The 19,179-nt window shown below is 61.3% G+C and carries 13 protein-coding genes; 8 read left to right on the top strand and 5 right to left on the bottom strand.

The window, feature by feature from the left end:
* Positions 1-359: 359 nt before the first annotated feature.
* Positions 360-1,306 (bottom strand): IS630 family transposase gene (locus LOZ77_RS07045; RefSeq protein ID WP_230279141.1). Its coding sequence is split into 2 segments (ribosomal slippage): positions 360-970 and positions 970-1,306, totalling 948 coding nucleotides; the frame shifts between segments, so codons are not numbered across the junction.
* Between the two features lie 166 nt (positions 1,307-1,472).
* Here LOZ77_RS07045 and LOZ77_RS07040 point away from each other — a divergent pair.
* Positions 1,473-2,459: a UDP-glucuronic acid decarboxylase family protein gene (locus tag LOZ77_RS07040; protein WP_230280508.1), complete on the top strand. Its 987-nt coding sequence runs from the start codon at positions 1,473-1,475 to the stop codon at positions 2,457-2,459.
* Between the two features lie 168 nt (positions 2,460-2,627).
* Here the strand turns inward: LOZ77_RS07040 and LOZ77_RS07035 are convergent, their stop codons facing one another.
* Positions 2,628-3,977, bottom strand: coding sequence for an IS1380 family transposase (locus tag LOZ77_RS07035; protein ID WP_169749280.1), 1,350 nt, complete (start codon positions 3,975-3,977; stop codon positions 2,628-2,630).
* 141 nt (positions 3,978-4,118) lie between these two features.
* Between LOZ77_RS07035 and galE the strand changes: the two genes are divergently transcribed.
* Positions 4,119-5,105, top strand: a complete 987-nt coding sequence (gene galE / locus LOZ77_RS07030) for a UDP-glucose 4-epimerase GalE (RefSeq protein ID WP_230281461.1) — start codon at positions 4,119-4,121, stop codon at positions 5,103-5,105.
* A gap of 86 nt (positions 5,106-5,191) precedes the next feature.
* Here the strand turns inward: galE and LOZ77_RS07025 are convergent, their stop codons facing one another.
* From LOZ77_RS07025 to LOZ77_RS07015, 3 genes are all read right to left on the bottom strand, one after another.
* Positions 5,192-6,934, bottom strand: a complete 1,743-nt coding sequence (locus LOZ77_RS07025) for an ABC transporter ATP-binding protein (protein WP_230281460.1) — start codon at positions 6,932-6,934, stop codon at positions 5,192-5,194.
* Positions 6,931-8,667 (bottom strand): ABC transporter ATP-binding protein, encoded by a 1,737-nt coding sequence (locus LOZ77_RS07020; RefSeq protein WP_230281795.1) that lies wholly within the window; start codon positions 8,665-8,667, stop codon positions 6,931-6,933. Before LOZ77_RS07020 ends, LOZ77_RS07025 begins: the two co-directional genes overlap by 4 nt.
* An 86-nt stretch (positions 8,668-8,753) precedes the next feature.
* Positions 8,754-11,300 carry a glycosyltransferase gene (locus LOZ77_RS07015; protein ID WP_230281459.1) on the bottom strand — a complete coding sequence of 849 codons (2,547 nt, stop codon included), beginning with the start codon at positions 11,298-11,300 and terminating at the stop codon, positions 8,754-8,756.
* 417 nt (positions 11,301-11,717) lie between these two features.
* Here LOZ77_RS07015 and LOZ77_RS07010 point away from each other — a divergent pair, with 417 nt between their 5' ends.
* The 6 genes from LOZ77_RS07010 (at position 11,718) to LOZ77_RS06985 (ending at position 18,649) form a co-directional block, all read left to right on the top strand.
* The gene (locus LOZ77_RS07010) at positions 11,718-12,623 is read left to right on the top strand and encodes a LysR family transcriptional regulator (protein ID WP_230281458.1); all 906 of its coding nucleotides are present in this window, start codon (positions 11,718-11,720) and stop codon (positions 12,621-12,623) included.
* Between the two features lie 128 nt (positions 12,624-12,751).
* A complete protein-coding gene (locus LOZ77_RS07005; RefSeq protein WP_230281457.1) occupies positions 12,752-14,695 on the top strand; it encodes a TonB-dependent receptor domain-containing protein in 1,944 nt (647 codons plus the stop codon).
* An 18-nt stretch (positions 14,696-14,713) separates the two neighbouring features.
* Positions 14,714-15,010, top strand: coding sequence for a hypothetical protein (locus tag LOZ77_RS07000; protein WP_230281456.1), 297 nt, complete (start codon positions 14,714-14,716; stop codon positions 15,008-15,010).
* Complete coding sequence (locus tag LOZ77_RS06995) at positions 15,007-16,776, top strand: PepSY domain-containing protein (RefSeq protein ID WP_230281455.1); 1,770 nt, start codon at positions 15,007-15,009, stop codon at positions 16,774-16,776. Before LOZ77_RS07000 ends, LOZ77_RS06995 begins: the two co-directional genes overlap by 4 nt.
* A 6-nt stretch (positions 16,777-16,782) precedes the next feature.
* The gene (locus LOZ77_RS06990; RefSeq protein WP_230281454.1) at positions 16,783-17,064 is read left to right on the top strand and encodes a DUF3325 family protein; all 282 of its coding nucleotides are present in this window, start codon (positions 16,783-16,785) and stop codon (positions 17,062-17,064) included.
* Between the two features lie 73 nt (positions 17,065-17,137).
* Entirely contained in the window at positions 17,138-18,649 is a 1,512-nt protein-coding gene (locus tag LOZ77_RS06985; RefSeq protein WP_230281453.1) for a M20/M25/M40 family metallo-hydrolase, read from the top strand.
* Positions 18,650-19,179 lie beyond the last annotated feature (530 nt).

The following is a 19,179-nucleotide window of genomic DNA, read 5'->3' as shown; positions in this document are numbered from 1 at the left end:
TTTCGGCGCGGCTGGCCAAGCGCTCGATCGCTGGCGGATGTCGGCCTTCCACACGGCAGTGCGTAGAAGTCTGGTTACACCGGTCCGTCGCGCTCCCCCGAACGGTCCTGTTTCAGGCTTCGCTGTGGACGCGATGGGCGCTGTTGTCAGGGCGGTTAAAGATTTGGAATTAGTCCAAAAGGGCTAAAATCAAGAATGGTTAACAGAAGTTTTTAAGAAATAACGGAATATTCGAGCGAGGACGAGGTAGTGCGCCATCTGCACTCACGCAGGTCAATCCGGTTCGATTGACCATCGAAAATACGGCACATACATTTCTAACAATCGGACCATAATTCGAAAATTAGAGCGGTTTTCGATCATTCCGGGTCATAACCGCACGAGCTGAAGTAGTTGGCGCATTCGCCGGGCTGGAAGATATCGACGAGTTTGCCGATCAGGTCCCAGAGGCCACTGACGGTTCGCTCGCCGATTTTGCGGAGCATGGCCTTGAGGCGTGAGAAGGCCTTCTCGATCGGATTGAAGTCCGGGCTGTAGGGCGGGAGGAAGCGCAGTGTCGCGCCTGCCGCCTCGATCTTTTCCCGCACCGCCGCACGTTTGTGGCTCGACAGGTTGTCCATGACGACGATGTCGCCGGGACGCAGTTCGGGAATGAGCACCTGAGTGACATAGGCTTCGAACCAGTCGCCATTGATCGGACCGTCCAGCACCATCGGCGCGACCATGCCGGTCAAGCGTAGACCGGCGACGAGCGTCGTGGTCTTGCGGTGGCCGTGCGGGAAACCCATCCGCAGCCGTTCGCCTTTCGGGCAGCGGCCATGGCTGCGGGTCATGTTGGTGGCGGTCCACGTCTCGTCGATGAACACGAGGCGTTCGGGTTCCAGATCGATCTGGCTCTCGAACCATTCCCGGCGCTGCTTCAGGACGTCGGGCCGGTCCTGCTCGATTGCATGGCCAGTCTTTTTTTGCGCGTTATCCCCCTGCGCGCGAAGAAGCGATGCAGCCCGGCCACGGAGACGGTCAGGCCAACTTCGGTCAGCGCCAGGCGAAGTTCCTCAAGCGAGATGTCCTTGCGCTCTTCCCAGATGGCGAGGATGTCCCCCGCACGCTCTTCGACCCGGCGAGATCGCATGTCGCCACCCTGCGGCTTCGGCGCGAAGGCGCCCGTCTCGCGCCGCTGCACCCGCCAGCGGATCGCCGTCGAAGGCGCAACGCCAAACCGGGCCGCAGCAGCGCGGCAACTCATACCGCCATCCACTGCCGCCAGAAGCCGAGAACGCAAATCCATCGAAAGAGGTTGGCCCATCCATGCTGGCCTCCTTCACCAGCACGGATTCTGAATCAGAAATCACACCTGGTGGGAATCCCTCATCGATTCAAATCGGTCGAAAACCGCTCTAATGTAAATTCGTGACGTAAGTTTCCAGTCGGGTCGCCGCAGTCTGGTTTTTAACCCAGGCTACACTCAAATCGTGGGGGTGCGGGTGATGCGAGTCGTCAAGAATCGTGCTTTGGTTGCTGGTGGTGCCGGTTTTCTTGGTAGCCACCTGTGCGACCGCCTTATCGAGCAGGGGCTCGAAGTTTTCTGCTTGGACAATTTGTTGTCAGGACGGTTCCAGAACATTCAGCATCTTGTCGGCAATCCGAAGTTTTCCTTCATTGAGCATGACGTTTGCGATCCGCTTCCCGAAATGGAAGTCGACGAGGTCTGGAACCTCGCCTGCCCGGCGTCGCCGCCACGTTACCAGGCGAACCCTGTCCACACGATGATGACCAGCGTTGTGGGAACCCGCAATCTGCTGGATGTCGCGAGAACCAGCCGAGCGCGTTTCTTTCAGGCGTCGACCAGCGAGGTCTATGGCGATCCCGAGATGCATCCCCAGCACGAGGGCTATAGGGGCTGCGTGAACACGGTCGGTCCGCGCGCGTGTTATGACGAAGGCAAGCGGGCTGCCGAGGCGCTATGCTTCGATTACCACCGCTGCTTCGGTGTCGAGATCAGGGTGGTGCGTATCTTCAATACCTATGGTCCGCGCATGGACCCGGACGACGGCCGCGTTGTCTCGAATTTTATCGTGAAGGCCCTCAATGGACAGCCGCTCGAGATTTATGGTGACGGAGAGCAGACCCGATCATTCTGTTATGTCGATGATCTGATCGCCGGATTTCTCGCCTTCATGCGCTCCGATACTGCCGGAACCGGGCCGATCAATCTGGGCAATCCGGGCGAATTCACGATCCGCGAACTGGCCGAATTGGTGTTGGAGTACGGCGGCGTGGACACCGCGATCAATTGCCTGCCTGCCGCGCCCGACGATCCGCAGCGTCGGCGCCCGGATATCAGCCTGGCCAAAGGAGAACTGGGCTGGGAACCGGCAATTCCGCTGCATGGCGGACTTCTGCGGACGTTCGAATATTTTCGGACTGCAATGGCCCAGCCGGCTCGCAAGGCGCATTAACCCGGTTTATTCATGAGGCCGCAGCAGCGAAGTGGATGGGCCTTGATCTGACGTTGGCGGCGTAGTCCGGGCGAGCGTCTTCGACGGCATTTTTCACCGCGTCAGGATCAATGGGCTTTTCGAGGTTGATGGAATGGAGCTCGGAGTTCGGCGGCACAGCCGCACCGCCTAAGTAGGTGCAGGCCTGAGATTGGTGGCGATGGCTTTCAAAACGGAGGCATCGGGACAGGCTGACGCGAAGGCGACACGGATGCGAGTGGCGCTCTCAATGACGCGGGCAGCGACCTTGAGCAGCCTGAGGCGCAACGTTGCGAACTCGGCGGTCGCGAGCGAGGCTGCCTTGGGGATTTCCTGCTGAATGCGCCACAGGAGCCAGTATGCGGCGGTGTGCAGGATGAGGCGCATCTGATTGGCGTTGGGAGAGCGGCACGAGGTGCGATCGCTGGCCAGCTGGGTCTTGTGCAGCTTGATCAGGTTTTCGGCCTGACCGCGCGCGCAGTAGAGCGTATCATAGATGTGCTCGGCCGAGCCTTCGGTCAGCGAAGTGACGACATAGCGGATGTCCATGCCCATCGTACTGGCCTCGATCCGGGCGACGACGCGGCGCTGGCACTTCCAGCTTTTGGCCCCGTAGCGGGTCTCGGCATAGGTGCGCAGGACCGGGTACTGGCGCTGAGCGCGTTTGACCGCACAGGCATCGGCGGCAACGACGATTTCGGGATCGGCGCGTAGCACGGCGTTGGTCGGCAGGCCGAACACGTAGTCGACGCCGCAACCCTCGCAGACGGCCATGACCTCGGGCCGCCCATAGTGCCCGTCGCCGCGGATGGTGATGTGCGTTTCGGGCCATTGCCGGCGGATGTGGCGCACGAGGCGCCGGATGTGACCGGCAGCTTCAACACCAGACGGTGTCTTGCCGGTGCGCAGCAGCATCGCCACCGGCCGGCCAGTGGCGGTGTCGTAGACATGGATCGGCAGGAAGCAACGCTCGCCATGATGACCATTCCAGAACGACAACTGCTGATAGCCATGGACGACATCGCAGGTATCATCGATATCCAGCGTCACCGCCGCCGGCGGGGCCGGATAGCTGGCGCAGTAGATGTCGATCATCGCGGCCAGCATCTTCGCCAACTCGCGCGTGATCGGTGCATTCTCCCACCGGCTCATCGTCGGTTGGCTGGCCAGCCCCGCGCCCGATCCCGGCAGCTTGCCCAGGGCCAGGCGGAAGCCCGGATCGTCGCGCAGGGCATCGAGATCGTCGGCATCCTCATAGCCGCAGGCGATCGCGAACACGCGGGCACGCAGGATGTCGTCGAGGCGATGGATCACCCGCGCAGGATCGCGCGGATCGGCAATGCAAGTCGCAAGCCGCTGGCAGATACCCATCGCGCGCTCGGCCTGCGACAGCAACAGAACGCCGCCGTCCGAAGTGAGCCGACCACCGTCGAACGCGGCTGTGACTTTCTTGCGGTCGACCGCTGGGAATCGGAAGGGGCTTGCGATATCGTCGTTCATGGCGGGTGTGGCCTGTGGCATTTTCTGCCCTGCAGCAGGGCCGGTGTAGACACCCAGTTCCTAATTCAGATCAGAGGCTTATGCCACTCCCGCCAACCCTTCGTAGCCAACCCCGTGAATAAGACGGGTTAAGGGGCTTGCGTGAAGATACTCGTTACTGGCGGGGCAGGATATATCGGCTCGCATGCCTGCAAGGCAATCGCAGGCGCCGGTCACAAGGTTGTCGTTTATGACAATCTGTCCACCGGCCATCGCGATTTCGTGCGATGGGGGCCATTGGAACAGGGGGACATCCGCCACGCGGATCGGCTGAAGGAGGTGATGAGGCTATATAAGCCGGACCTCATTATGCATTTCGCCGCACTCGCCTATGTCGGTGAATCGGTCGTCGATCCGGGCAGATATTACGACGTGAACGTGAATGGCACACGCATTTTGCTCGATGCCATGCTGGATGCCGGGGTGGGGCGGATCGTGTTCTCGTCCAGTTGCGCGACCTATGGCGTGCCGTCTGCCATGCCCATTTCGGAAGATACGGACCAGCGGCCGATCAATCCTTATGGCAAGACCAAGCTGATCGCAGAGGGAATGTTGGCCGATTACGCCCACGCCCATGGAATTTCCTGGGCGGCCTTACGCTATTTCAACGCCGCAGGGGCCGATCCCGATGGAGAGATCGGGGAATCGCATGATCCCGAAACCCATGCGATCCCCCTGGCGCTTGAGGCAGCGACAGGCAGGCGGGTGTCCTTCAGCCTGTTCGGCACCGACTATCCGACCGAGGACGGATCGGCCGTGCGCGATTACGTGCACGTAACCGACCTTGCCGATGCGCATGTACGTGCCGCCGAATATCTGATGGCTAGCGGCGCATCAGTCGCGCTCAACCTCGGCACGGGTGTCGGCACATCGCTGTTCGAGCTTGCCGCCGCGATCGAGAGGGTCGGAGGGCGCAAGGTGCCGCTGATCCATGCTCCAAGGCGGGATGGAGATCCGCCAGAACTTTATCCGACCGCGGACAGGGCCCGGGAAATCCTGGGCTGGGAACCGCGCCATTCGGGCATTGACGAGATCATCTCGACAGCGCTCGCATGGATGGAGCGTGAGAGCCTGATGAAGCTCAATTGAGACTGCCTGAAATACGCATGACGCACCGTCGCAAGATGCAACTCAGGCGGGTTACCCGACCGGAATCTTGTCTTCCGCTCAATCCACTAAGTGACGATTTTGCAGGTGGCCTCGCTCAACGCGATTTCAGCGATCTTGCCGTTTTCCAGCCGCAGCACCCGATTGGCAAGGCTCAGGGTCGACATACGGTGGGCGATTATCAGGGTCGTGCGCCCCTGGCTCGCTGCGGCGAGGGCATCGAATATGGATGCCTCGGTTTCGACATCCAGTGCTGATGTCGGTTCGTCGAGAATCAGGATAGAGGCATCGCGGGCAATGGCGCGGGCAAGGGCAATGCGCTGTCGCTGCCCCCCTGAGAGGCCCTTGCCGCCCGGTCCGATCAACGTGTCATAGCCTTCGGCGCTTGCGGTGATGAAACCATGCGCCTGTGCATCCCTGGCCGCCTGTTCGATTTCTGGCCGTGACAACCCTTCGCGCCCAAGTCCGATATTTTCGGCAAAGCTGCCGGGAACAAGATATGTCTCCTGCAGGACGACGCCCATCGCCCTGCGCAGGCTGTCGAGCTGGAAATTGCGGATGTCCTGACCGTTAATGGCGACAGTCCCTTTCTGCGGATCGATCATGCGCATTATGAGCGAGGCTATCGTGCTTTTCCCGGCTCCCGTGGGGCCGGTCAGTGCAACGGTCTCACCCGGATGAACGGTGAAGCTGACGTCATGGAGTACGGGGCGGCCAGGGGAGTAACCGAATGTGATGTTCGAAAAAGAGAGTTCGGGGGGTAGCTGGCTCCTGCTCTGCCGGGTCAGAGGACGGGCATCCGGACGGTCGCGGACGGCGGGCTTGCGATCGAGGATCACGGCAATCCGCCGCGCCTTGCCCAGCGCCGTTGCATGGGCGCTTGCAATGGTGGAAAGCGATGCGACAGGGCCCAGCACGGATTGGACATAGCCCAGCAATAGCGCAAGTGTGCCAAGGGTCACGTCGCCCTGCACCACGAGCAGGCCGCCTGCCACCAGCATGATTGCCATGGCCATGCCTTGTATCATCCCGACGATGAAATTGGCTTGCACCGCCGGCGCTTTCAGGGCGAGGGCGGCATCGACGACTTCATCGGCGCGTTGGCGAAAGTCCCGCTCCGTCTGACCTTCGCGGTTGAAGCTCTTGATGACCTGCACCGATGACAGCACTTGCCCGGCAAGAGCCATCAGTCCCCCGATATGGTCGCTTTGCGCAAAGGATCGTTCAATGATCCGCCGCTGGAACCACGCGAGCACGAAGGGCACAGGCATTACGAGCACGAGGAGCATGATCGCAAGCAGGGGAGACATGGTCGCAAGGACAAAAGCGCTGAAACTCAAGGTAAAGAAGGCCGTGATCCCCGGAATCAGCACCCCGGTCAGCATATCATTGGGGAATGCGGTATCCGAAGTGATGCGCTGGGTCAGATCGCCTGTCTTTGCTTCGACATGGAATCCCTGGTCCAGAGCCAGCATGTGCGCGAACAGGCGCCGCGCGAGGGTCAGCTTCAACACGGAACTGGTCTGCTGGGTCAGAACCGACAGCCAAGCCGTCATCAGCTGGCCTATCGCTCTAAAGGCGAATGCGGAGGCGACAAGTATTCCGCAAGCCAGCCAGACGCCCATGCCCGCCATCCAGCCCAGCGCATCGGGCCATTGCAGATTGCCCAGCACATTGTCGATGATCAGCTTGAGCGGCCAGGGAACAAGTGCGACCGTGGCGGCCTGCAATGCGATCATCGACAGAATGGCTGCGACGGCCCCGGGATATTGACGCAGGCTCTTGAGAAAGATGGCAGTGCCGTCGTTCATGCGCGATCCGCCTTGATCCTGATATCCTGCAACTCGCAATAGCGCCGGAATTTGCCATCCTGTTCCAGCAGTTCGGCGGGGCGGCCGAGTTCGACGATGCGGCCATTGTCGAACACCGCGACGCGGTCGGCGTTGCGGATCGTCGACAGGCGATGGGCGATGACGATCGTGGTGCGCGCCCTGGCAACCCGTTCAATGGCTGTTACGACCTTCTCCTCGGTATCGGGGTCAAGCGCGGATGTGGGTTCATCGAGAATGAGTACGGGCGCGTCTTTTAGTAACGCACGCGCAATGGCGATGCGTTGTCGCTGCCCGCCTGACAGTGTCAGGCCGTTTTCGCCAATGACGGTATCATAGCCATTGTCCAGAGCCTCGATGAAATCCACCGCGCTGGCGGCCCAGGCTGCGCTGCGGATTTCTTCCCGGCCAGCTCCCGCGCGCGCAAAAGCGATGTTTTCGGCAATGCTGAGCGGGAGGAGAAACGGATCCTGAAGCACGATCGAGATCTTGTCGCGGAGACTGCTGACGCTGACATCGCGCAGATCCTGTCCGTCGATCGTGATGCGCCCTTCGAGAGGATCGAAGAAACGCGGGACCATTGCGCTGAATGTCGACTTCCCGCCGCCTGTTTCGCCGACGAGGGCAAGCGTTTCGCCCGGAGCAATTCGAATGTTGATATCGCGCAGGGCCCGTGCGTGTTCGTCATAGGCGAAGCTGACATGTTCGAAGACGATTTCAGGTCCCGAATTGTCCGAAGCAAATATCAAGGATGGCGCGCCCGGTCTTTCGGGCATGTCTTCACCGTCGACGGACAGTTCGAGCAATCGCTCGATGCTGGATTCCACGGCTCGCGTCGCCGAAAAGGAATTCAGGAGGATCAGGAAATTGTTTTTCAGAGTTTCGATATAGGCGAGAAAAACAAGCATGCCCCCGATACTGAGAAAGCCATCCCTGACCATCCCTGCAGCCAGCCAGGTAATCAGCGCAATCGCCGCAGCAAACGCCACGCTGTTCAGTAGCGTAAACCGGTTCTGGTCCCAGGCGAGCGAGATCGCGGCCGAAAGCGTTCGGGCGCTGTTTTCGTCGTATCGCCTGATGTTACGATCGATCAACGTATAGGTCTGGACCACGGGAATGGCCGACAGCGCGCTTTCGGTCTCGCGCGAAATAGCGGCTTCGGCAGCGCGCTTTTCATGCGCCATGCGCTTTATGGTCGGGCCGAAGTGCCAGACCGAAAAGGCCAATAGCGGCGTGACCAGCAGTAATATGGCCGTCAGCGTTATGCTGAGCGTGCAAGCAGCCACCGCGATCGCCAGAATGGTGAGCACCGACTTCATCGGCGTGACCAGCAGTTGCGAGGCGAATGTGTACCCGCACCAGCAATCCACCGAAATACGGTTCAACAGGTCGCCGGGCGTCTGGCGCATATGGAATGTCAGTGATTTGCGCTGCAATATGTTGAGCGTGCGGCTTGTCAGATCGTATACCATCCGCTGGCCGGCAACGTCCCAGAACCAGTCGAGGAGTGCTGCCGTCCCCGAAATGCATAGATGGATGGCGAAGAGCGCAATCCCGGAAATGATCACCAAAGTGGCGGGTTGCAACCCGTTGAGGGCAGCTGACAAAGACCCGCTCGGCGCGTCACTGCCTAGCGCATGGTCGATCAGAAACTTAATGGGCCAAGGCAACGCCGCCGATAGCAAAGCTGCGAGGATGGATAGTCCCACGATCATGCCGACATGGTGGGATTGCGTCCGAATGACGGGGGCCACAAGGCCCAGACGGTCGCGTAAGGTGAATTCCCTCCGCCCGATCATGATCAGCCTGCCACGTCGTGGGGCTGATCCGCTGGAGAACCCTTTTCAAGCGCGGTAAGGACAGGGCGGCCATGGTCACGCCACGCTGCGGTCGCGCTCGACAGGGCGGACCATGTCGAGAGCAGCAGGCCGAGCGACAGGGCCGCAAGAACGCTTCCCGCGATCACTGCACCCGAAAGAAAGGCGCCTGCCGACAGGGCATAGAGAAGCAGCAGGATCAGTATCGTGGGCGTGAACAAAATCTGCGAAGTGCCGGCGCGGAAGTATTGCTGACCGTGGCCGTGCTCTTCCACCATCAGCTTGACGCGAAGTTCGCCGAATATCGACAGGCCGGTGGCAAGGTCCCAGTCATCGAAATCGCTGCCGGGCGCGGTGTTCGCCCCATTGGCTAACAGGCGCTCCTGGATGGTCATCAGCACGGCTTCCGGGGCATGCCATTGCGGCGACCACACGGCCATTTCGCTGCCAAGCGGCAGGGGGAGCAGGCGGATTCGACCGCTGCTCCACGGGCCGAGCCGATAGCGGATGCGACCGATCAGGCGCATCAGCGGTTGTAGAAGATATAGCCAGAAGACAATCGCGCGAAGCTTGAAGGAGGAAGCGCGTTTGGGAGTTGCTGCGACGACGTTGAAGCGGGCCTTGCGCGCCCCGCGCCATGCCATTGCCAGGCTAATGCCAAAGGCGACCACGCCAAGTGCAAGAACGGCCAGAAGGGGCGCCCAGTCAAAGCCCAATGCGCCGATGGCCAGCAGCAGGCCAGTAATGAAATACCATTCGGGCATCAGCGGAAGCGATGTCATCACGCCGTCCGCTTGGCGATACACCGATTGGAACGGGGCCTGCCCCCAGGTGCCTTGGTAGATTCGCTGCCTCTCGGTCAGCGATTGCATCAGGCCGCGACCATAAAGGCGACCGTGCCACACCATGTGGCCCGAGCCATTATATTTCTGCGGCCATTTACGCGCGACCAACGACTCCGCCCGGGCATAGCCGCGTTGCTGCTTGAAGTAGGTTTTCAGCGAAGCGCGGCGGTGGTGCCAGACGACGGCAGTATGCGCGAATCCGATCGTGCCGCCATTGTCCATTATGCGCCAGCACGCGTCCACGTCGTCACCCGCGGTGCGGAACTGCGGGTCGAAACCGCCGATCGCCCGCAGCGCATCGGCCCGGAATGCCATATTGCAGCCGGGAACGTGTTCCGCCAACTCGTCATCCAGAAGGACCTGAACCGGTCCACCCGGCGCATTGGCGACGCATTCGGCCAGGTCTGGGTCTTCCGGCGGAGCGATGTTCGGCCCGCCGCAGGCCGCGTGGCCATTCTCGAACATCAGGGCCAGAAACTTCAGCCAGTGCGGATCGGGATAGGCATCGTCGTCGGTATAGACGATATATTCTCCCGTCGCGGCATCCATCCCGACATTGCGGGCTGCGGATAGCCCCATGTTTTCCTGCTCGATCAGGGTGACATCGAACTGTGCTGCAATCTTCCCGGTGTCGTCGGTAGAACCGTCATTGACCACGATGACTTCATAGTCCGGGTAGTCGACGCGCATCAGGTGGTCGAGGGTTTCTCCGATCAGGCGGGAGCCATTGTAGCTGCACACGACCACCGACATTTTTGGCCATGACCGCTCGCGCAGGGGTAGCTGGGCAAATGTCTGCCGCACGGCGGGGAGGGCGGGTTTCGGTATCCGGTCGCGGGTAACAAGGCCGAAGTCCCAGTCCGTGATCTCGGCGCCGCTGCGATACCATTCGTCGGTCCACGCGAATACGAATGTTCCGATCGCTCCGGCCTCGAAAACGGTCTCGATCTGGGCCGACAACGTCGACGCCTGCATCTGCGTGCCATTGCGCATGCTGTCCAGCCCGATCTCGGCCATCAGCAGAGGCTTTTCGCCGGCAAGGTTTTGAAGACGCGCAAGATAGGCCGTTAGCCGGTCATTGTCCTCAAGATAGACGTTGAAGGACACGAAATCGACGAAAGTCAGGTCGAGATATTCGGTCGTGGGAAAGTTTACATAGGTCAGCAAGGCATACTGGTCGACCGAGCGGACCACGCCCGCCAGCCGGCCTAGAAAATGCTCTATCTTCTTCGCCCCGTGCCAGCGCACGACGGTCGCCGGTATCTCATTCCCGATGGCATAAGCGAGGATTGCGGGATGGCCCACGATCTCGGACAGCTCACTCCTCAGACGGTCGCAGATGCGTTTCTCAGTGCCGCGATCGTTCAGAAACGCGATATGCTGTTCCCAAGGCATGCCGATCAGAACGCGCAATCCATGCATACGGGCAATGTCGAGCAGCCAGCGGGGCGGCACGATATAAACCCGCACGGAATTGATCCCGTTGGCCGCCATCGCCCTGAAATCGGCATCCACCCGATCCTGTGTGGGGAAATCGCCGGTTCTCAAGTTCTTTTCAAAGGTTCCGTAGGTGACGCCTTTGACGAAGAACTTGCGGGCATCCACATAAAGGAACTTGCCACGCACTTCTGGCCGGGGCGGACCCAGCGTGCTGGCTTCTGCCGGGATGGAAAGATTTGCATTCACTATGCACACCCCCCGGAAATCGGAATGTCCATGCCCGTTGCACGAACATCGCCCCGCAAACGCATCAGGAGCCATTGACGGCATCGTCGTATGTTCGTCTGACTCGATCCTTACCCTTTGCTTGCACCCCACCTTATCCTGAAAATTCTATGAGCTGGCGGGGCTGGTGCAATGCTCCTTTCGGGTATTCTTAATGCGCTGATTTAAAATCAATGTCGGCGGGACTCCTCGGAAATCTGCCGAATCGCATTTCTAGGGGGCATCGGGTGGAGGCAAGGTCAGAACCGGATCACAAAGCATCTGCTTGCTTAAACGCTGTCGCAGTCGTGAGGGTACAATACGGGGCACCTGCGCCGCTGCAAGCAGCGCGAATCAACGCAACTTGCTATTGCGAAGCCCTCTCATTACGGGGTGGGCATGCATGTACCGATCGAGCCCAATCTCCTCGTCAAGCTGGCGATGTTGCTGCGGACCAAGAGCGTCAGCGCAGCGGCGGAGGCGTTGGGCGTCAGCCAGCCGAGCGTCAGCCGCGCTCTGGCGCGTTTGCGGGACGAATTAAAGGATCCGCTGCTCGTTCGTCATGGCAATAGCATGGTGCTGACCCCGCGGTCGGAGGAATTGCTCGATCGGCTTGACCGGTGGCTGGTCCATACGGCCGATGTGATCCATCAGCAGAGTTTCGATCCAGGGACGCTGGAGCGCCGGTTCCAGATCGGCTCGACCGACTACGGCGTCTTGTCGGTCTTAAGGCCGGCGCTGGCGGAAATCCGCGAAGAGGCGCCGGGCGTATCGGTTCACATCGTGCCGCTGGACTGGTCGGCGCACAGCTCGCTGGCCGACGGTGCCGTCGATCTGGTCATTTCGGGGCTTGATAGCGACCCCGCGCAATTGCACCGCCATTTGCTTTTTTCCGACCGCTTTGCCTGCATGATGAAGCCGGAGCATCCGCTGTCCGGCGGGGCGGACGAACCCCTCACGCTCGACGAATATCTTGCCTTTCCGCATTTGGGCATGACGGTCAGCGACGCGCGGTTCGACCGGATCAACCAGCTGCTCGGTTGTCATTCGTCGCGGCGCAAACTCGCGCTTGTCGCTCCCTACTTCTCGCTCGCGCCAGAATTGGTGGAGGGGGATCTGCTTCTGACCCTGCCTGAACGGGCGGCGCGGCATTACGGGGCAATCCACGGAAACCCCTATCGCCTTGCTCCGCAAGAGTTGGGCGCGATGGAATACTGGCTCTTGTGGCACGAGCGGAGCCATCGCGATCCGGCTTCGCAATGGCTGCGCGAAAGGCTGGTCGAGGCCTGCGTTGTCGCTGAATAGGCGATATCCATATTTGAATCTTGCCCCGAATACTGCCTCCGAACATTAGGCTGCTGCAATTCAATCGCAATAGCATTTGTTTCGGGGGTTTCGTGTTCGCCAGATATGTCCTTTTCGCCGGTTCTGCCATGATGGGCACCAGCCTTTTCGCGCCCGTGGCGGCCGCAGCGGAGAATACCGTTGCCGAAAGCACGGGAAGCGACATCGTCGTCACCGCGACCAGCCGCGAACAGGAAGTCAAGGACGCGCCCGCATCGATCAGCGTGATCACGCGCGAGGATCTGGAGCGTCTGCCATACCGCGAGGTGACCGATGCCTTGCTTGAAATCCCCGGCGTCACCGTCACGCAGGGCGAACGCAACAGCCGCGATATCTCCATTCGCGGCATGGCCCCGCAATATACGCTGATCCTTGTCGACGGGAAGCGGCTGAGCGCGCGGGAATCGCGCACGAATGGCGGCAGTATCAGCGAAGGTGGTTTGCTTCCGCCGCTGGAATCGATCGAGCGGATCGAGGTGGTGCGCGGGCCGATGTCTTCGCTCTATGGCTCCGATGCGATGGGTGGGGTGGTCAATATCATCACCCGCGCCGTGGCAAGCGAATGGCGCGGATCGGTGCGGGTCAACGGCACGCTGCAGACCGATGATGATTTCGGCAATTACGGCGACGGCAATTTCTATGTCAGCGGGCCGCTGATCGGCGATGTGGTGGGCCTGCAGGTCAGCGGATCGCTTAACCGTCGCGCCGAGGATATGGTGATCGACGGCACGCCGCAGCGTGAGGATGAATCGCTGGGCGGCAAGCTGGGTTTCGATCTGGGGGCAGGTCACCGGCTGATCGTCGAAGGTGGTTATTACCGCCAGCAGACCCTGTCCACCGCAGGCAAATCGGTCGAAATCACCGAAGACGCGCCGATCGGCACCGAATCCACCATGACCGAAGAGCGCTGGGTCGCGTCGGTGAGCCACAGCGGAAAATGGGGCGCGGTCGGATCGGAATCCTATCTGCAATATGAGGATGCCACCCATATCGAGGGCGAGAAGCAGATCAAGAATATCGTCGGCCAGTCGATCTGGACCGTGCCTCTGCGGTCCAATGTGCTGACCCTGGGTGCATTTATCCGGAACGAGGATCTGACCGATCTGACCAGTAACCGGCTGTCGGGCTCTACTCGCACGGGTACGGCGCGGCTGAACTGGGCCCTGTTTGCCGAAAACGAATTGTCGGTCACCGACAATCTGAAGCTGACCGGCGGGCTGCGCATGGACGATGACGAGCTTTACGGCACGCATTGGACGCCGCGTATCTATGCGGTGTGGAACTTCACCGAACGCTTTACCCTGAAAGGCGGTTATTCGCAGGGCTTCCGCGCGCCGAACCTGCGCCAGACGCTGGAGGACTGGGGACAGACCAGCCGTGGCGGCACGATCTATGGCAATCCCGATCTGGAGGCCGAAACCTCGCGCACGGTGGAGGCATCGCTGCTGTTCGAAAGCGGGCCCGTTCAGGCCAGCCTGTCGGCCTATGACACGCGGTTCAACGACAAGATCACCCGCGTAACCTGTGAAGAGGCAGGGGCGTGGTGCGTGGACGAGCCGCTCAGCTCGCTTGGCCGCCCGCCGACGACCTATGTCAATGTCGACAAGGCCCGCGTGCGCGGCGTGGAGGCATCGGTCGAATTGCCGCTGCTGGCCACGCTGGATCTGGCGGTGACGGGCACGCTGACCGATTCCGAACAGCTTTCGGGCGCGAACGAGGGCGCGGCGCTGAACGATACGCCCAAGCAACAGGCCAGCGCATCGCTGAACTGGAAGCCGGGCAAGGCGTTCAGCGGCTATGTCCGTGCGATCTTCCGCGGCGAGGAAGCCGTGACCGAGGCGCAGATCAGCGGCGAGAATATCGTCGCATCGTCCTATACGACGGTCGATCTGGGCGCGTCCTATCGCCTGACACCCAGCCTGCAATTGCATGGCGGCGTGCAGAATGTCTTCAACAAGCAGCTTACCTATGACGAATATGCCTATCTGATCGATCCGGCACGCGTCTGGGTGGGTGTGACTGCCCGTTTCTGACAAAAGGTTCGATCATCGATGGCAAAGCCTGATGCGATGCGGCGGGGCGAAATCGTCTCGCGCACCATTCTTGGAATTTTCGGCAGCTATGCGCTGGCCAGCGCGTGCCTGCTGGCGGTCGTGCGGTTGTGGCCCGACGGCGGGCGCACCGCGACATCGCTTGGGGAAATGATCGGCTTTATCCTGTTTGGCGCGGCGGCAATCGCGGCCTTTTCCATGCGCAGCGCCACGCGGGCTTGGATGTTGATCGGTGGCGCTTCCGGGGTCCTGCTGGTGGCGGCCTTCGCCTTTGGCAAGGCCGGAGGCGGCGCATGAAGGGCGGTATCCGGCAAAGCAATAGCTGGCTACACGGCTGGGCCGGTCTGTTGCTCGGGTGGCTGATGTTCGCCATCTTTTTCACCGGCACTATCGCGTTCTTCCGGCAGGAAGTGACCATCTGGATGCAGCCCGAATTGCACCGCGCGGCACCGGTTTCTGCCGAACAGGCTGCACGGCTGGGGATGGAGCGGCTGAATGCCATTGCCCCCGATGCGTCGAAATGGGGTATCAACCTGCCAAGCGAGCGCAATCCTTCCCTGCGCATTTCATGGGAAAGCGAACGTCGCGGCGAAGGCGGTCGCGAGGGTACTGCAAACGGACGCAGCGAACGCGGCGAACCCGGCGGACGGACGGATCGCTCCGGATCGGGCCATAGAGGCGAAGGCGCTGTCCAGAATTCCGCAATTTCTGGCGCCGATGCCCAGATCAGGGCTGCAGCAGAGGAAGCCGCGCGTCGCGCCAATGCGCGCGGCGGCCGTCCGCGCGATCCGGGCCTGACTCTCGATCCGAAAACGGGCGAGGTACTGAATGCGCGTGAAACGGCTGGCGGCGATTTCCTGTATCGCTTCCACTACCAGCTTTACGCCATGCCGCGCGACTGGGGGCGCTGGATCGTCGGCCTAGCGACCTTTGCCATGTTCGTCGCGATCATCAGCGGTATCATCACCCATAAGAAGATATTCCGCGATTTCTTCACTTTTCGCGGCGCGAAAGGGCAGCGAAGCTGGCTCGACGGACATAATGCGATGGCAGTGCTGTCGCTGCCTTTCCACATCATGATCACCTTTTCGGGATTGTTGCTGCTGGGCGGAACGCTGCTGCCATGGGCGTCCGACGGGCGCGGCGGCCATGGGCGCGGTGACGATCACGGCGCAGTTGCAGCCGCGCCAGCGACGGGCTCGGGACAGTCCGGATGGCAGATCCCGATCGACCGGATTCTGGCAGAAGCACAGGCCGTATGGGGTGTTCCGGCGGGTCGCCTGTCCATCACGCGCGGCGGAGGTGAAGCGCAGAGCGTGGAACTGGCAATCCAGCGCAATGACAGCCTGTTGCTCAGGCCCGGCGGCGGGCCGGGGCGGGCCATGCAGTTCGATGCGCGCAGCGGCGCGATGACGGACCGCTCGGACGAGATGGCGGATAACGGAATAGTCGCTGCCGACCGTGTGATGAGCGCGCTTCATCTCGGCCGCTTTGCACCATGGGGCCTGCGCTGGCTCTATTTCGCGGCGGGCGTGATGGGCACCGTCATGGTGGGCACGGGGCTGGTGCTTTGGTCGGTGAAGCGTGCGGAGAAGCGGCGCGGGGCCGCTGGCCATTTCGGACACCGGCTGGTCGACGGGTTGAATATCGCCACCGTCGCGGGCCTGCCGCTGGCGACCGGTGCCTATTTCTGGGCCAACCGTCTGGTCGCCGCCGATGCGCCAGACCGCGTGGACACCGAGATTGCGGTATTCTTCGGCGTCTGGGCAGCGACACTGGTGCACGCGCTGGTCCGTCCCGCCCGCTCCGCATGGCAAGAGCAACTGGCGGTAGCGGGAGGTCTGTTCGTGACCCTGCCGCTGCTGAACCCGATGACGGGCGGTATGGGGCTGTCCGCTGCCGTGGGGCAGGGCAACTGGCTGGTCGCCGGGTTCGACCTGACGGCCCTGCTGTTCGGGGGCAGCCTGATCTATGCGCTGTTTCATCTTTGGCAAAAGCGGTCCCGGACGTCTGCCGCACGCCCGCCACGGGCCCGGCCTGTTGCCAGCGTTCCTGCGGAGTAAATGCCGATGCTGTTTCTGTCTGCGATCCTTATCTGCCTCGGTTTCCTCGCGCTCGCCCTCTCGCTGGACCGGCATTACCGCGATATGCTGGGCGGCAAGCTGCCTGCCGGTCGCCGCCTTGCGCTGCGGAGCGGCGGCTGGCTTCTTCTGGCACTGGGCCTGGTCACTTGCTGTCTGGCGCGCGGGGGCCAATTGGGGCCGGTCTGGTTCCTCGGCCTTGCCGCATTGGCAGCGCTGGTCGTGCTGGCCGTGATGAGTGTCGTGCCATCCTGGCGGCGGTCAGGCTGAAAAGCCCGTGATACGAGTTGCGTAAGACGGGTTCGCTGTTAGCTTCGCGGACTTTGGCAACCGGGGGTTGAATATGGCAATACGGATTTCGCGTGTTCTGGTGGCGGCGCTGCTGGCGTCTTCGGCATTGCCCGCTGCGGCGCAAACGCCCGATCGGGACCAGATCCTTGGCACTGTCGCGCAGCAGCACGATGCCACGGTTCAGGCCTTGCGCGACTGGATCGCCCTGCCGACCATCGCAGCGGAAAAGCGCAATACGCCCGAGGGTGCGGACTATATGAAAAAACTGGCGCTCGACGCCGGTTTCCAGCAGGCCAAGATCATCCCGACCGACGGGGTGCCGGCCGTTTTTGCAACGCTGGACGCGGGGGCCGATACCACGCTCGGCCTTTATTTCATGTATGACGTCAAACAGTTCGATCCCGCCGAATGGGATTCCCCGCCGCTGGAAGGGCAGATGGTCGAGCGCGAGGGCGAGGGTATGACCTTGGTCGGTCGCGGCGCGGTCAACCAGAAAGGTCCCGAAATGGCGTTTCTGGCCGCGATCAAGGCGATTCAGGCCAGCGGCAAGAAGCTTCCCGTCAACCTCGTCCTGGTGGCGGAGGGTGAGGAAGAGGTCGCCTCCACCCATTTCGACCAGGTCGTGGCCGTACCCGAAGTGCGCGATGCACTGGCCAAGACGATCGGCGTGTTCATCCCCTCTGCCGCGCAGAGCAAGGATGGCGGCGCGAATATCACGCTGGGCGCGAAGGGCGCGGTCGAATTCCAGCTGGTGGTGGGCGGAGAGACTTCGGACAAATATCCCAAGACCGACATTCATTCGTCGAACCATTCGCGCATCGAAAATCCGGCCTGGCGTCTGGTCAAGGCGCTCGACACGCTGGTCGCGGACGACGGCCATACGCCTGCCATCGACGGCTGGTTCGAAAATGTGCGTCCGCTGACCGACCGGCAGAAGCAGCTGATCGCCGAAGGGGCCGAGATGAACCCCGAGCAGCAGGAAAAGGACCTGCTGGGCATTGGCCGCTGGATCGACGATGAACCCTATATCACCAGCCTCGAGCGTTACTACTCGCAGCCGACCGTCAATATTCAGGGTCTGATCGCGGGTTATACCGGCACGGGCGGCAAGACCGTTCTGCCGGGACGGGCAGAGGCCAAGCTGGAATTCCGGCTGGTCCCCGCCATGACCAAGGACGAGGCTGTCACCAAGCTGAAGGCGCATCTGGACAAGCGCGGGTTCGACGATGTGCAGGTGACGGTTTCGGGCGGCTATGGCCCGAACGAAACGGACGAGGACAGCGTGCTGATCCGCGCGCAGAAGACCTTGTTCGAACGCAGCGGCATTCCCTACTCCATCCGTCCGCGCAATGCGGGCAGCTGGCCGGGCGTGATCTTTAACGGACCGCCGCTGAACCTGCCGGCCTCCCAATTCGGGCTGAGCCGCGGGGGCGGGGCACATGCGCCGAACGAATGGTTCCTGATCAGCAGCGCCAATCCCAAGGTCAACGGCCTTGACGAAGCAGTGATGGCCTATGTCGACTATCTCTATGTCGTGAGCGAGGAGGCAGCCAAGGGCGAGTGATCTGATCGTCCGGCACCGGCCGGTTGGCCTGCGCATGGACGGGCGGCCGACCGCGGCGGTTTCGGGCCTCAAATTCTATCCCCTATGCCCGCCCTGGGGCGGCAGGATGGGGGTGACTGCGATCTATCAAGCCGACAGCGCGATCAGCATCGATAGCTGACTGCCTTGGCAGGTTGAACGCACTCTCCTTAAACAGGGCTTATGAATACGGCGCAGTAATCCATGATAAAGGCGCTAGACCCAAATTAACCATGTTTCGAATTGCTGCAATGCGAAGATCCTTTGGCTGATCTTTAAATCGAGAGTAGCGAAATGGGACGCATTCCAGTCTCTGTTTTATTCTGGAGTGCGTTTTTCGTATCTCATCCTCCGGGGTAAATTCCATCGACCGTTCAGAACTGACGGTGCGTGGGCGCTTTCTACGGGTGCCGACCGATGGGTTCTTTGGAGGGGGCAGGCCGATGCGGCCGAAATCGGTTATAATGTTGGCGGAAAATGAAAGGCGGGGGGCTGCCTTTCCTGTGCAAGGC

The sequence above is a fragment of the Croceicoccus sp. Ery15 genome (assembly GCF_020985305.1).
GTDB lineage: Bacteria > Pseudomonadota > Alphaproteobacteria > Sphingomonadales > Sphingomonadaceae > Croceicoccus.
Note: the sequence above shows the minus strand (reverse complement) of the source record. Positions and strands in the feature narration are given on the sequence as shown.